Below are 15,574 nucleotides of genomic sequence, written 5' to 3' on the forward strand. Positions count from 1 at the left end.
CGCTTACAGTTAACAACTATAAGCGCTACTTTTGTCACTTAAAAGAGCAACTGAAATTTAAATGGAGCGGCCAGCCGTTCTGAGCTAATAACACCAAAAGATGATGTAATCATGACAAACTTATTTTTGCCTGAAAATTCTCCAATGCGTTCAAAAAACTTTATCTACGGTGTCGCGACCGCATCATTTCAAATTGAAGGAGGTGTTGCTGAACGGTTGCCGTGCATTTGGGACACCTTTTGCGCCACACCCGGAAAAATTGCCGACAATTCCAATGGCGATATTGCCTGTGATCATTACCATCGTTGGCAGGAAGATCTAGAACTCATTTCATCACTCGGGGTGGATGCCTACCGACTATCATTGTCTTGGCCACGAATCATTAAACAAGATGGCAGCTTAAACAACATCGGCATCAACTACTATATTGCAATTTTAGACCGCCTTAACGCTAAAGGTATTAAGGCATATGTAACACTTTATCATTGGGATTTACCGCAACATATTGAAGATGATGGCGGTTGGTTAAATCGAGAAACGGCTTATAAATTTCAAGATTATGTTGAGAAAACGATTGCAGCATTGGGCAACAGAGTACATGCGTATGCCACCCTGAATGAACCTTTTTGTAGTGCCTACTTAGGTTATGAAGCGGGTATTCATGCGCCTGGTCATGCAAATATAAACTATGGAAAAAAAGCAGCACATCACTTATTACTTGCCCACGGTTTGGCAATGCAGTCGCTCAAAAAGCATAGCCCAGATACGCTTAATGGCATTGTCTTAAATTTTACCCCAGCTTATCCTGAAAAAAATACCGCCGAAGACAAGTTTGCTGCTACATGGGCAGACGATTACTTTAACCATTGGTACGCCAAACCAATATTAGACGGCGCATATCCCGACATCATTAAGCAACTACCGAAAAATCAACAACCAAAAATAGAAACTGGTGATATGGAAATAATATCTCAAGAACTTGATTTTTTAGGGGTTAATTTCTATACCAGAGCCGTATACCGTCATAATATGAGTACGATATTCGAAGAAGTCCAACTTGCTAACGTCGCACGCACCGATATCGGCTGGGAGATTTATCCCGATGCTTTTACTGAGCTACTAACCACCCTAGATACTCGTTATACCTTACCCCCAGTATTTATTACCGAAAATGGCGCAGCGATGGATGATCACTACATTGATGGTGAAATCATCGACAATGATAGAATCGACTACTATAACCAGCACTTATCTGCGGTCGCAAACGCTATCAAGCAAGGTGTCGATATTCGAGGCTATTTCGCTTGGAGCTTAATGGATAACTTTGAATGGGCTGAAGGCTATAAAAAACGTTTTGGTATCGTCCATGTTGACTATCAAACGCAATGTCGCACCATTAAAGCCAGTGGTTTAGCCTATCGTAATTTGATAGCCTCAAGAATAGATTAACCAAAAGAATAATAATATGACCGATAGCATCACTCAATTGCCATTTAAAGAAAAAGTAGGTTATGCCCTTGGAGACGCTGCAGCAAATTTAGTCTGGCGTGGCGCCCTAGCCTACCTTGCAGTATTTTATACTGATACCTTTGGCATTACCGCCGCAGCTACCGCGATGCTATTTTTAGTTGTGCGCCTATCCGATGGTGTAACAGACATTATCATGGGGATGATAGCGGACAGAACACAAACAAGGTGGGGGAAATTTCGCCCGTGGATTTTATTTTCTGCACCTTTTTTAGGACTTTTTATGGTGCTTTGTTTTAGCACCCCCAACTTTAGTGACAATGGTAAGCTCGTATATGCCTATGTCACTTATATCGGCTTAACATTGGCCTATACCATAAACAACGTCCCCTATTCCGCTTTAATGGGCGTGATGACCTCTTCTGATACCGAACGAACCAGTTTGTCTGGGTTTCGTTTCGCAGGAGCATTCGCTGGTGGCTTGTTAGTGATGGGGTTTTTACCTAAATTGGTGGCTTATTTTGGCGAAGGTAACGACGCTCAAGGCTATCAAATAACTATGTATATTTTCGCCGCCATTTTAGTATTTTTATTAGTCATTACCTTTACCACCACAAAAGAAAGAGTGACGGTTAAAGCGAGCCATAATCAGGGCTTAGCAAAAGAGCTGAGGGATTTAACAAAAAACCTACCCGTTATTATTTTACCTTTACTCGCCACCACCTTATTTTTTTACTATCGAGACATATACAGCGGTACTTTTTTCGTCATTGTTATGACGGCAATGTGGCTCGTAATCAAACGTTTTATTAATACTCCAACGACAAAACTCTCCGGTACTCAACGTGATATGGTTGATTTACTTACCAACAAACCATGGCTAATTTTACTAGCGCTTGGCTTTCTTACCATGATGTTTAATGGCGTTAAATACGGTGTTATCGCTTATTACTTTAAATATTATGTTGGTGATGAGTTAATGACCGGGCAGTATTTTATCGCCTTGCTATTAGTTTCGATATTGGGGGCACTATCAACCAACTATTTAGCCAAGCGTTGGGGCAAACCAAAACTTTTCATTATTGCTTTATTGGCAAGCTCCCTATTCACTATTCCCTTCTTTTGGTTAGGGGGTGACAATATTACCGCCATTTTCATTTTAGGTTGCTGTGCAGAATTTTTTGCCGCTATGATGCCAACATTATTTTTCACTATGTTAGGTGACTGCGCTGATTATTCCGAATGGAAAAACAAACGCCGCGCAACCGGGTTAATTTATTCTGCAGGAACTTTCGTGCAAAAAACCGGGGGCGGTTTTGCTGGAGCATTAGTGTTAATAGTATTAGCAGCCTACGGTTACAATGGCATGGATCCAAGCACTATTTCCGCCTCTTTACCGGGTATGAAATTACTGATGAGTTGGATACCCGCGGCATTTGCGTTAGTTAGTGCGGTATTAATGCTAATGTATCCACTCAGTAGTGAAAAAAATCAACAAATAGGCAAAGAGCTAGCATCTCGTCGGCTACTTGAAATAAGTCATTAAGCTTTCATTAATAGAGCTTTAATGCCCAACTAGGTATGATATTATTCAATGCTGAATTTTCGCATTGCCCACTGAAAATAAAAGGAAAATCATGGCGACCATTTATCAAGTATCGGAATTAGCAAAAGTATCACTTGCCACCGTATCACGCGTGATGAATGGCAATGCAAAAGTCAGTGATAAAACACGCGAGAAAGTGCTTTCTGCCATGAAAGAACTTGGCTATCGTCCAAACTCTATTGCCCAATCCCTTGCCTCTAGCCGCGGCAACAGCATAGGTTTACTTGTTGCTGAACTTGACGGTGCCTTTTTTGGTGAAATGATGGCAGGAGTAGAAAGCGAGCTACGCGCTGCCGGTAAACATATTATTGTCACCACCGGGCACAGTATTGAAGAAAAAGAAAAAGAAGGAATTGAGTTTCTAATCAGCCGTAATTGCGATGCCATTATTTTACATGTCGAAGCGGTATCCGATGAATATTTAGTAGAACTGAGTAAAGGCAATACGCCAATATTTATTATCAGTCGTTATGTTGAACACCTGTCTGACCAATGTATCAGCTTAGATAATGAGCTAGGGGGATATTTAGCAACCAAGTCATTATTAGAGCTTGGCCATAAAAACATCGCTTGTATCGCTGGTCCCCAGCATAAATATGATGCGAAAGCGCGCTTCAAAGGTTACAAACGAGCGTTACGTGAATACGATATTCCTTTCAATGAATCACTTTTCTATACCGCTGATTTTAAAGAGACTGGAGGGAGTGAAGCCATTGCGCAACTAATAAATCGCCAGCAAACATTTACCGGCTTAGTTTGCGGTAATGACGAAATGGCATCAGGTGCCATGACCTATGCACGAGAGCATGGTTTATCTTTACCCGATGATCTATCTGTTGTTGGTTTTGATGACGTTATCTTTGCTCGCTATATTCACCCTAAGCTGACAACTATGCTAAACCCAGTGAATGAAATGGGAAAAATGGCGGCAAAGCTGGTGTTGAAACAAGTTTATCAAGCTAAAGAACTACAAATACAGCAAGTATTTAAACCCTCGTTAATCCTTCGGGAATCGACCAAAACTGCGAATTAACCCAGTTAAAGACTAAGAGTTGCCATCATGAATTCTCCAATCGATCCAATGCAATGCCCTTTATGCCAACAAAATAATCATTGCGGGGTAAATGGAATTGACGAGTGCTGGTGTGTTAGCAGCGATATTAAGCCAGAATTACTGACGAAAGTGCCAAAAGAACTGGCAAAAAAATCCTGTATTTGCCAGCAATGTATCGATAAATACAATGCTGTCGCCGTTGTTAAAAAATCTTAACAAGCAGGCAGAAAATGTTAGTATCAAACTATTATAATTAATTTACTACAATAAACAGGGACTGTTTGTGCCGAATAACCCGCAGCAAGATGTCATTTTCAACACCATAACCGCTCCCTTGGGTGATGAACTCAACTGGCGTTGGGAAGAGCCAATGTCCGCGTTATTAGCCGAATTTTCCTGGGAAAAAAAAGAACGCGTTTTAGCTCAGCTTCGTAAGTTATTTAGCGACGAGTGGAATAATAAAAATATCAAAAAAGCGCCTAAAGCATTAAAAGAAGAGCTTGGTGAATTAGCCCGCCTCAATAAAAAACAACTAATTTTTACTCGGCCAGCAACGGCTGAAACACCAGCGCTTGCAATGATATGGTGGCCTTGGGGGCATGGTGCAACTTATTCAATGCGCATTAAAGTGTTGAATATTAATTACAGTGCTGAAGATATAAAGCAAGCGCAAACCAGCTTGCTCAGCAAAATATTTAACTTTGCTAAAAGCGATTAAATAGATTATTCCCTTAACCGTTCACCCAAAAGTGCATCTGGATAATGGCAAAATAGCCTAATGCTATGACAGGTGTCCATTTTAAATGACTAAAAAAAGTATACTGGCCACGCGCCTTTCCCATCAATGCAACCCCAGCTATTAGCAGCTAATAGTACTAACTTAGATTTTCGCATGTGCAATTTTCTTCAAATATGACCATTACATATGACAGTGAAAATATCGCCAATGCAGCATATCCAACCCTATGGTTTGTTAACATTATCCCATCAACTTTCACTTCACCAGCATGCTTTGGAGAAGCAAGTAAAATAAATTAGAACAGTAAAAATCGACTTAGCACATTCTTATTCACTACTACGCAATGAATAAGCTGCTGGCTTTTGAATAAGCTGACGTAACGGGATATAGCACGCGAAAAAAGAGACCAAAGCGATTAAGGCTAACGTTGTCATATATAAAGAAACAATTTCAACACGAATATACTGACTCAAACTACCAATAAAAATTATATAAAGTCCAAACAACGCAAGTGTGCTAATGAATACCCCCATTATTATCGAGCCAGCATTATCCTTAAGAATTAACTTAATGATGTCCTTTCTTTTTGCGCCAATTGCTAACCGCGTTCCTATTTCAAAACGACGCATCTGGACACCGTAACTAAGTATTCCATATAAGCCAATAACAGCAAGAAAAAAAGCTAACGTCGCCAGTACCGCGGTTGTCGTTGCGATCGCATATTGAGTAAATAGCATTTGTGAGCGACGCTCTGTTAACGAGCGCATCTGAAATATATTGTACTGACTTGTCACCCCATTGAGCACGCCAGCTATTTGTTCTCGTGTGACTTTTTGACCTTGTTTCAGTTTCAATAAAAATCGTGAGCCATTCAATGAAGAAGACATATATACGCGCATAGGAACTGATTGAATGCCTGGCATTTTTATGCCTTTTACAACGCCAACGATAGGCATAGAGAGGCCATCGCCAATATCAACTTTAATACCAATAACATCTCCCTCCGATGCTAGTGCATTGGCAAAGACATCATTAACAATAATATAGTTCTGCCCGCTTTTTACCTGTTGTTCAGTAAAATCATCACCAGCAATTAAAGGTTGTTTTATCATATTAAAGTACTGGTGATCGGCAGATATTCCTAACGGTGTGAAATTGCGATTTGTTGACCCCACAGTAATAGAAGTATAGCCAAATCCACCTAGTGGCGATGCCGATTGACTGACCATATCTACCTGTGGCAATGCCGCTACCTGCTCAGAAAATGCCCTCATTATCTGCACACTTGCATCGCGACTGACATTTTCTGTTGAGGGTGATGATAAATTTAAACTAATAATATCGCTTGTTTCAAAACCCAACGATTGATTAATTTTCTCTAAGGCACCTTGAAGCAAGTTTAAATTAACAAAAACCAATGTTGTAACGATAGCGACTTGGCTAGCAATAAGTAGACTTCTAATTTTTTTTGATACTTGTATTCCTGTTCCTTTACCACTGGATTGTAATGTTAAATTTAAAGCGTGATAACGGATCGTTCGGCAACTTATCTGCGAAAATATAAAAGTAAGTAATAAGGCAATCGTAAAACCGACAAAGACCATTCCCCCATTTACTATCAATTCATCGACACGAGGAAATTGTTGCCACAGAATTTCCTTTATCAAATAGACTCCAACCATAGCAACAATTAAAGCAACGATGATAGCTAGCAGCATCAAAACACCGATTTCAATAAATATAGCAATGAATAGGTCGCTTTTAGTTGCGCCAACTGCGGCATTTATAGCCAACTTCTGTTGTTGCTCAGCTACACGCGATATGAATAAATTGGAGAGATTAGTACAAGCAATTAATACTATCCCTAAAACACCGATCAGCAATAAATAAACAGTGTTAGCATATTCACCCAAAATAACCGTTTGAAATCCCTTTGCTTTTACGACGATATTCCAACCATTGAAAAAACTGTCATCTGCAACTTTTTCTTGCCAAATATCATTAACTAAAGGTGTTAATACTTGATTAATTTGCGTCTCAGATAACCTAGTATCGAGCTTGCCAATAAAATGTAGGCCATCATTAATATTACCCCATGAATCACGGATAAATTGCTCTACGGGGTTAAAATCCCAAGGAATAAAAATTTGATTTCTCACCCCCACCGCTGACAATTCAGGCTCCACAAAAGCTTGTGCAATAACCCCTATCACTTGAAAGCTAACGTTGTTAATAACTAGATTCTTTTCTAGAATCTGAGGATCGGCAGAAAATTCATTTTGCCAAGCATCATAGGACAATAAGGCCACGGGAATGTTAGTGTTTAGCGCTTCGCTTTGCTCAAATCGGCGTCCTAAAGCCATAGGAACATCTAACATTTCAAACCATTCGGGTGTCACATAAGCTGTTGCTATGGTTGGCTGCTCTAGCTCAGACGTTACAACATCTTCTCCATAAAAAACTAACGCTGATTCACGAAATATTGTTTGATTTTTATAAAGATGTAGTAAGCCAGGGTAAGTAAAGCTCGCCGCGTTAATCCCATCAACAGTATTATCACTAATGTGATGTTCAACTACATATAATTTATCTTGTTCTGGATACGGTAATGGTTTAATCAACAATGTATAAGTTAAGGTCAGCACACATAGTAAAGCACCAAGTGTAAAGCCCATGGTTGCAACAACACTAAAAACGAAGAACGGTTTTTTCTTAAGGCTTAAATAGGCGTGTTTAAGCTGATAGAGAAATAGATGCATGCCCGTAAATTCCTTATTCTACTCTTGGAGGTAATCGACTTTTTCCCATCGATGTACAAGTTATACAAAAGCCTAACAGCAGATAAACACTTATCTGTTGTTAGGGAGCCAATCATTTAGCACGTACGAGATAAATCAGTATTAATCACTGCCTCGTAACGAGTGAATGGCTGGTTTTTGAATATATTGACGCAACGGTATATAACAGGCGATAAAGGATATGATAGAAATCAATACTAATGTCAGCATATATAACGGCGCGAGTTCTACGCTGATATAATGAACCAAGCTACTGCTAAACCCGACATATAAGCCCAGTAAAATTAATACACTAAGGAAAACCCCTGCTATTATCGCCGCGGCATTATCTTTAAAAACTAGGGCGACAATGTCTTTACCTTTTGCGCCAATCGCCAACCTTGTACCTATTTCAAAACGACGCATTTGGCTGGAGTAACTCAATATTCCATATAAACCTAGGCCAGATAAAAACAAAGTTAAAATAGCCAATACCACGGTAGTTATTGCGGTTGTCATAGGAGCAAATAAACGCTCATTTTTATAATCTTCCAGCGATGACAAGCTAAATAAACTTAAACTTGGGCTAACCTCTTTTAGCACACTGATTAACTCCTCTCGCGATAATACTTGCTCTGTTTTCATTTTAATTAGCAGCATATTTCTCGCCAAACTTGCTGGTCGATAAAAGCGTGAAGTGGCTTTTTCTCGGCCAGGGATATTGATGCTTTTTACCACACCGATAATTCGTGTGCCATTATTGAATCTCATCCCTATTGCACTGCTATTAGGCGCTATCCGCTGTGCTAAAATGTCGTTAATAATCATCACGTCATTGTCATCTTTAATGTCTGCGGCAGTGAAACTTTCGCCAGCAATAATAGGCTGTTCAATGATATCAAAATATCTATCATCAACATCCTTTGAACCTGCTGTATAGCGCTTTTTCGAGGCATCATCTGTTAGCGCGGTAGTGCCAAAAATGGACGGGCGCATTCCTTGGCTGACATCAATAACTTTTGGCAAGTTAGTCAATTTTCGTTTCAATTCCGTTAATTTTGCAGCGCGAGAATCACCTGCAATGTTATTTAATGAGAGAACCACTGCCACAATGTTTTCCGTTTTATAACCTAAAGGTTGCGTGACCAAATCATTGGCATCTTTATATAACACGGCGTTAATAAAAATTAGCGATGTCGCTATTGCTATTTGACTACTAATTAGTATATTCCTGACCTTCTTAGAGACTTGAATGCCATTGCCTTTACCACTCGATTGCAACATTGAATTAAGCGAACGATAATTAATCATTGCTCGACATAAATAGGAGAAACATAATGTCAGTAGGAGTAGTAACACCAAAGAAGCAACGACAGAGAAACTATTTAAATTAAGCTCATCAACACGCGGCAAAAAATCCCCGAGATAATAAGCAAGAATATTAAATCCAATAAAGGTGAATATTTGCGCTACGACGATAGATAACAGCATAATAACGCTTATTTCCGCCATTATTGTGTGAAATAGCTGTTTTTTAGAAGCGCCTACTGCCGCTCTTATTGCCAATTGTTGCTGACGTTCAGCCGTTCGTGAAACAAACAAGTTGGCGATATTTGCACAAGCAATAAGCACTAAACCCAAGGCACCCAAAATTAACAAATAAACACTTTTTTCTCCATCAGCAACAATAAATGACTTTAACGAGCTAACTTCAATCCTGATGCCCCAATCTTTAAAAAATTCAGTACTGGCAACTTGGTTTTGCCAGTTATCATTGACTAAATTGGTTAATGTTTGATTTACTTGTGTGGTTGAGAAATTTGCGACAAGTTCAGGTTTTAGCTTACCAACAAAAGCTAAACCGCCGTCATCATTGCCCCACGCCAAACGTTGCTCCTCGCTAAAAGGATTAAAGTCCCATGGAACATAAACTTGGGTTTTGTAACCAGGGCCCGCTAACGGTAGCTCTATATTTTCTTTAGCCGTAACGCCAACGATACGATAACTTTTTCCACCGAAATCTAGCTTGTTTTCAAGAATATTATCTTGCCCAGCATATTCTTCCTGCCACATTTGATAGCTTATTATTGCAACGGGGTTATAACTGTTTGCTCTTTCACTTCTTTCAAAGGCTCTACCCAAAGCCAGCTTTGTCGCGAAAATATCAAACCATTGAGGTGTCACATAAGATATGGTTACCATAGGTTCGTCAGCTTTTGATGTCAGCACTGCCGCGTCAAAATACGATAATGCGCTTTGCGAAAAAGTCGCTTGGCTATTATACAAATGCATCAAATTTGGGTAAGTAAATGCACGACCATCTATTCTATTTTCATTACTGATCAATTGATGCTCAACACGGTAAAGCCTTTCTTGATCAGGATAAGGTAAAGGCTTAACTAGCATTACATACGCGAGCGTTAAAACACATAGCAAGGCCCCCAATGTAATCCCCATTGTGGTAACCACACTAAAAACAAACCCTGGCTTTTGCTTTAAGCTTAGCCATGCTTGTTTAATTTGATAAAAAAGTGAATTCATTATATTTACCTGCCTTTACTGAAAATACCTAGGGTAATTCAGTCATTTTTATTTACATTTACCAAAATTTATCGGTTGAACTTTGCGCTAATCATTAACCAGCTAATTTTGCTTGCGGGGCTTGTAAGATGGTGCCGTCAAGCAGCTGTATTTTTATTTTGGCCATATCCGCATATCGAGGATCATGAGTTACCATACAAATTGTTGTTCCCGCATCATTCAATTTTTCAAGTACTTCCATTACTAAATCGCCACTTTTTGAATCAAGGTTACCTGTCGGTTCGTCAACCAGTAATACCGATGGATTGGCGACTAAAGCTCGAGCAATGGCGACACGCTGTTGTTGGCCACCAGACAACTGATTCGGCTTATGGGACGTACGATGAGATAGGCCTACTTTTTCCAAGCAGTCAGTAACCTTATCTTTAATCGTTTGGTTATTCGGCTTTTCACTGTGATAGCGTAACGGTAGCGCGACATTATCAAAAACAGACAACTCATCGATCAAATTAAACGATTGAAAAATAAATCCAATTTTTGCGTTTCGTACTTCAGCGGCTTGATCTAGGCTCAACGCGGTAACATTAACTCCTTCGATTAAATACTCCCCTCCGGTAGCAACATCTAGTAAACCCATAATTGATAATAGTGTTGATTTTCCACACCCTGACGGGCCAGAAATGGATACATAATCGCCTTTGTTAACACTAAAGCTAATATCTTTTAAGGCATGAGTTTCTAGCTCTTCTGTTTCAAAGACTTTAGATATGTTTTTCATCTCTAATATTGCTTGTGACATTTTTATTCCTTTCTTTAAACTTTTAAATTATTGAAAAAATACTAGGGCGTGTTGACCTTTCATGTTTAATTTTTGTTCGAATTAAATGAGTTTTGCTCGAGACGCAAGGAGTGCAGCATAGTTATTCTCGACAACTGCTCCTGCGTTGTTCTAATTACCTGCATCCATGCAGGCATATGTAAATCCCTTGTAACAAAGAGCAAGGCGCATTTAAAAAAATCCGTAGGACAGCGTTTAAACTGCTGCAAAAGCAAACAGCAAAGATCAACACGCCCTAATTCATAATCAATCAATGGTAATTTGTTGACTTGCATAATTACTTAAATCTGAAATGATAAATCGGCTGTTTACTTGCGCACCTTCACGTATTTCTATAAATCGGCCAGTTTTTTCGCCAAATTTAACTAAGGTATTCGTTGCTAATGTTTCGTCTTCATTTAACTTATAAAGCGCTACACTTGTTTGAGCTTTAGCATTTGCCGGACGTTCAATGTAGTTAACATTTTTTAATGTTGCCGCGGTGATCTTGGCATCAATACTTTGTTGTGGCCGTGCACTTTTCGGTAATGACTTTGGTAAAGAGATTTCAACCTCAACGGTATTATCAGCAACAATTGGGTCAATTCTGACTACCGTGCCGGCAATTTTATCTTGCCGTGTATCAACCTCTACTTGCTGACCAATTTCCACTAACTGAGCCTGACTTTGCGGGACACGCACCAAAGCAATCAACTCAGTAACACTGCCAATAAGCGCAACTTCTTCACCTGGAGCCAAGCTTTGGCCAAGTTTGACAGAAAGCCTTTGCAATACTCCATCAAAACCCGCTTTAACATTCAGTTTATCTAATCGGTCTTGTGCAACATTTAGTTTTCCTTGCTGTTGCTTAACACGTTCTTGTTGAATGTTGATCCCCTCTTGGTGAACGAGAGATAATTGAGCCACTCTTTTGTGGAGTATTTTTATGCGTTTACTTAATTGCTTTTCATTCAGTAAGCTTTCTTTATACGTTAGCTCCGACACTATGCCGTCTTTAACCAGTTTTTCTTCGGCAATTCTTCTTAGCTTTGCGCTTTCAAAACTCGACTCTAATTCCGCTAATCGACTATCTTCATTTAGCAACTCTCTTTGTTGGTTAACTCTTAATTGTCTTAAATTTGCCTTTATCTGAGATAGTTCCTGTTGAGCATTTTCTACTTGCTGCAATAATTCAGGATTCGCTAGCTTCACAATAATACTTTCTTTTGAAACAGCCGCACCTGGCTTCAAAATGATCTCTTGAACTGTTGCACGTGTGAGTGAAGTGATCAGTTGGAGCTTATCAGATGTTAACTTGCCATAACCTTCAACAGTCACATCAATATCGCCTTTTTTTACCGTGGCAAATAGTAGGTCTTTCTTGGCTAAACTCACCATGTTAAGCGTTGATTTCGCAAATACAATCAGTGTAATAATCAGTAAAATGCCAATAACTAGCGCTAAATTCTTCGGGCTAGCAAGCTTATTTTTTACCTTTTTCTTCACAATATCCATAAAACAATCTTTCAATTCAATATCACCTAATCTTTTACATTGCGATTCTCATACCAAAATTTAAATATATTAAAAACAACAACATAATTAACAAGCAAGTTTAAAAACAGACAAAAAGTCCGATATCGAACTACAAAAAGTTCACTATCGGACTTTTATTGATTTAATTTTAAACAACTAAAGTATTTTCTATTAAGCCAAATTAGGCACAATATTAGAGCATTAAGTAAAAACTTATGGCGAGATAATTTTCTTTTTTAGTTCGACGTTAACATCTGCATTGCCATTGTACTTTTCTAATGAAAAGGTAAAAGGTGAGATGAATTCTAGCTAGCGTGCAAAGCCACGAAAAGAAGGTACAACATCAGGAGACCGATAAATAGTAAAGATAAAAGTAAGCCAAATACTTTAACAGCTAGGTCGGATATCTAAGCTTTAAATTGGGATAGGCAGAATGATCATAACAGTAACGCCCTGTTTTTCATTATTATGTAATTCCAAAACACCATGATGTTGTTCAATAATACTGCGACAAAAACTAAGCCCAATGCCTTGTCCTTGAGGCTTAGTGGTATACAAGGGCACAAAAAGGTTTTCTAAGTTATTAAAACCATGCCCGTCATCAACCACATCGATAACAATAAACTGTTCTTGTCGATCAAAGTGCAACGATACATTCTTTGCGCCAGCCTCCTGTGCATTCTTGATTAAGTTGATCAGCACTTGTTCAAAAAACTCACCATCAGCCCACACTTTGTCAGCCGTACCTGTGATACTAATGTTAAGGCCTTCATACATATTGGCGACTGACTTAATGACATGCTCTACCGACAACCATTGGCAATTCAACTGATATTGTTGAGATAGTGACGAATAGCGACTTACAAAACTTTGTAGGTGACTACAACGTTCAGTGATGACATTTAACACCCTCCTATCACGTTCATTGTCTGCTTTATCTAACAAGGTTTCTGCCATCGAAGAGACTGGTGTTAAGGAATTGCGAATTTCATGAGTCAATACTCTTATGATCTGCTGCCAAGCGTTCAGTTGGTTTTCACGAAGCGCAGACTCTATATCAATAAATACCAACAATTGATGGGTTTGCCCATCGTCTATGAATTCACTTTTTCTTATTTGCCACCTTTTCCGTAAAGAGTCGTCCAAAAACTGCCAATGATTATCAGCTAATTCTAAGCCCAAAAATTCAGCAGACGCATGTCGTAACATCTGCCACGGCCGCTTAAATAAATGAGCAAATGCTTCATTACCGAAAACCAATTGTTGTTTATGGTCAAACACTAAAATAGGTGCCTCTAATTGGGCAATCAATTGATAAACTAAAAAAGCTTGTTGATCGTAATGGGATTTTTGTTGTTGTAACTGTTCACTTAATTTTTTGAGTTGCACATGGAATTCTTTGACTTTACCGCTACTAAAAGATGATTTAGCAAATTGGTTATAATCTTCTTGGGCGATAGCGTCAAGATGCAAAGTAGCTCGAGTAAACGCTTTAAGCACGCGAGTTTTTATACTGGCATTAAACCATAAACAGGCCAATACCAGTAAAAGCTCTCCTAACAGAATCCACTGCCACTTAAGCTCAATTTGCCAAGCCCATAATGCAAAAAATAAGGCTGTCGGCAAACAAAACCATAACAGTTTAAATTGTAGATAACGTTCTAAGGAGTTAGTTTTGAATAAGGCCATGTTTCTCGATTCGTCTATACATTGAAGATTTAGTAAGACCTAACAATACGGCCGCTTTGGGTATATTGTTATGAGTAGTTTTCAATGCTTGTTTAATCAGAGTAATTTCCGCTTTCTCTAATGTCATTAATGGCAAGGTATTCGTACTAGGTCTATTTGATAAGTGCAGGTCATCCAGTGTTATTTCATTATCTTCCGCTAACAATAATGCCCGTTCAATCAAATGCGAGAGTTCTCGAATATTCCCTGGCCAATGATAGGCGATCAATGCATCCTGTGCTTCGGTGCTTAAGGTTTTATGGTTACGTTTATATTTAAGGCTAAATTTAGTAATAAAAAACTCAGTCAGCGGAATAATATCTTCACTACGTTCTTTTAATGACGGCACTCTAAATTCAATGGTATTTAAACGATAGTATAAATCTTCTCGAAAGAGTTCATTATCAAATAACTCGCTAAAGTTGCCATTGGTCGCCGAAATAATCCGAATATTCGATTTTTTTGTTTCGCTAGAACCTAAGACTTCATACTCGCCACTTTCCAGCACTCGCAATAATTTTGCTTGCTGTGACAAAGGGATATTAGCTATTTCATCAAGAAATAAAGTTCCCTTTTCAGCCAGTTCAAAACGGCCAATACGGGCAGTTTTCGCATCGGTAAAAGCCCCTTTTTTATGGCCAAACATTTCACTTTCAAAAAGTGATTCTGAAATCGCCCCCATATTAACTGAAATTAATGCTTCTGCTTTCCGCAACGACTGCTGATGAACGCTACGCGCTAAATCACTTTTCCCCGTGCCATTGTCACCTGTTAATAAAATACTAACGTCAGTATTCGCCACCGCCGCTATTTTTTTTAACAATTTAACCATACATGCAGATTGCCATTGATACTCTTCATTACCCGTATCTATTAATTGCTGCTTTAGCTGAGTGTTTTGTTCTTGCAACGTATTGTAATTTAACTGCTGTTCAATAACGTGTAATAGTTGTTTGTTACGCCAAGGTTTTTCAATAAAATCGGTCGCGCCAAGTTTCATCGCTTTTACCACGAGATCGGTATTAGACCATGCCGTCATGGCTATTCTGGGGATCGAAGTTTGCACTGACTGCAACCATTTTAAAAATGCTAAGCCTTCTTCGCCGGATGAAGTATCTAATGCGTAATTCATATCCAACAATATCAAAGAAATATCTTTTTCTTTCAATAATATTTGTGCCACTTGCGGGTTTTCAGCTTCAAATACCTCGTAGCCATTATCTTCGAGTAGAATCGTTAAACTCAAACGAATATCAGGACGATCTTCCACAACTAAAATACGGGGCATTTAACTAAAACCTTTGCAATA

11 protein-coding genes are annotated in these 15,574 nt (G+C 38.9%); 5 read left to right on the top strand and 6 right to left on the bottom strand.

All coding sequences use genetic code 11. The features are described from left to right. Positions 1-111 precede the first annotated feature (111 nt). The 5 genes from AC27JP_RS18360 to AC27JP_RS18380 all read left to right on the top strand — a co-directional run bounded on the left by AC27JP_RS18360 (position 112) and on the right by AC27JP_RS18380 (position 4,845). Positions 112-1,449 (top strand): GH1 family beta-glucosidase, encoded by a 1,338-nt coding sequence (locus AC27JP_RS18360; RefSeq protein ID WP_487117381.1) that lies wholly within the window; start codon positions 112-114, stop codon positions 1,447-1,449. Between the two features lie 28 nt (positions 1,450-1,477). Beyond that, the gene (locus AC27JP_RS18365; RefSeq protein WP_487117410.1) at positions 1,478-3,013 is read left to right on the top strand and encodes an MFS transporter; all 1,536 of its coding nucleotides are present in this window, start codon (positions 1,478-1,480) and stop codon (positions 3,011-3,013) included. A 91-nt stretch (positions 3,014-3,104) separates the two neighbouring features. After that, positions 3,105-4,106 (top strand): LacI family DNA-binding transcriptional regulator, encoded by a 1,002-nt coding sequence (locus AC27JP_RS18370; RefSeq protein ID WP_487117382.1) that lies wholly within the window; start codon positions 3,105-3,107, stop codon positions 4,104-4,106. Positions 4,107-4,133: 27 nt separating this feature from the next. Continuing rightward, positions 4,134-4,343: a cysteine-rich CWC family protein gene (locus AC27JP_RS18375; RefSeq protein WP_487117383.1), complete on the top strand. Its 210-nt coding sequence runs from the start codon at positions 4,134-4,136 to the stop codon at positions 4,341-4,343. A gap of 67 nt (positions 4,344-4,410) precedes the next feature. Continuing rightward, positions 4,411-4,845 carry a hypothetical protein gene (locus tag AC27JP_RS18380; RefSeq protein WP_487117384.1) on the top strand — a complete coding sequence of 145 codons (435 nt, stop codon included), beginning with the start codon at positions 4,411-4,413 and terminating at the stop codon, positions 4,843-4,845. A gap of 347 nt (positions 4,846-5,192) precedes the next feature. Here the strand turns inward: AC27JP_RS18380 and AC27JP_RS18385 are convergent, their stop codons facing one another. The 6 genes from AC27JP_RS18385 to AC27JP_RS18410 form a co-directional block, all read right to left on the bottom strand. After that, entirely contained in the window at positions 5,193-7,625 is a 2,433-nt protein-coding gene (locus AC27JP_RS18385; RefSeq protein WP_487117385.1) for an ABC transporter permease, read from the bottom strand. Between the two features lie 141 nt (positions 7,626-7,766). Continuing rightward, positions 7,767-10,184: an ABC transporter permease gene (locus AC27JP_RS18390; RefSeq protein ID WP_487117386.1), complete on the bottom strand. Its 2,418-nt coding sequence runs from the start codon at positions 10,182-10,184 to the stop codon at positions 7,767-7,769. 94 nt (positions 10,185-10,278) lie between these two features. Next, positions 10,279-10,983, bottom strand: coding sequence for an ABC transporter ATP-binding protein (locus tag AC27JP_RS18395; protein WP_487117387.1), 705 nt, complete (start codon positions 10,981-10,983; stop codon positions 10,279-10,281). A gap of 285 nt (positions 10,984-11,268) precedes the next feature. Next, entirely contained in the window at positions 11,269-12,516 is a 1,248-nt protein-coding gene (locus AC27JP_RS18400; RefSeq protein WP_487117388.1) for an HlyD family secretion protein, read from the bottom strand. 435 nt (positions 12,517-12,951) lie between these two features. Beyond that, complete coding sequence (locus tag AC27JP_RS18405) at positions 12,952-14,226, bottom strand: sensor histidine kinase (protein WP_487117389.1); 1,275 nt, start codon at positions 14,224-14,226, stop codon at positions 12,952-12,954. Continuing rightward, complete coding sequence (locus AC27JP_RS18410) at positions 14,207-15,553, bottom strand: sigma-54-dependent transcriptional regulator (RefSeq protein ID WP_487117390.1); 1,347 nt, start codon at positions 15,551-15,553, stop codon at positions 14,207-14,209. The genes AC27JP_RS18405 and AC27JP_RS18410 overlap by 20 nt, the downstream gene beginning before the upstream one ends. Positions 15,554-15,574: the final 21 nt, after the last annotated feature.

Source organism: Colwellia sp. SU-HH01172, assembly GCF_057553355.1.

Bases quoted from the DNA above. Each gene is read 5' to 3' on its own strand.
- AC27JP_RS18360 (WP_487117381.1), top strand. From the start codon at position 112: ATGACAAACTTATTTTTGCCTGAAAATTCTCCAATGCGTTCAAAAAAC.
- AC27JP_RS18370 (WP_487117382.1), top strand. From the start codon at position 3,105: ATGGCGACCATTTATCAAGTATCGGAATTAGCAAAAGTATCACTTGCC.
- AC27JP_RS18375 (WP_487117383.1), top strand. From the start codon at position 4,134: ATGAATTCTCCAATCGATCCAATGCAATGCCCTTTATGCCAACAAAAT.
- AC27JP_RS18400 (WP_487117388.1), bottom strand. From the start codon at position 12,516: ATGGATATTGTGAAGAAAAAGGTAAAAAATAAGCTTGCTAGCCCGAAG.
- AC27JP_RS18395 (WP_487117387.1), bottom strand. From the start codon at position 10,983: ATGTCACAAGCAATATTAGAGATGAAAAACATATCTAAAGTCTTTGAA.
- AC27JP_RS18405 (WP_487117389.1), bottom strand. From the start codon at position 14,226: ATGGCCTTATTCAAAACTAACTCCTTAGAACGTTATCTACAATTTAAA.
- AC27JP_RS18390 (WP_487117386.1), bottom strand. From the start codon at position 10,184: ATGAATTCACTTTTTTATCAAATTAAACAAGCATGGCTAAGCTTAAAG.
- AC27JP_RS18410 (WP_487117390.1), bottom strand. From the start codon at position 15,553: ATGCCCCGTATTTTAGTTGTGGAAGATCGTCCTGATATTCGTTTGAGT.
- AC27JP_RS18385 (WP_487117385.1), bottom strand. From the start codon at position 7,625: ATGCATCTATTTCTCTATCAGCTTAAACACGCCTATTTAAGCCTTAAG.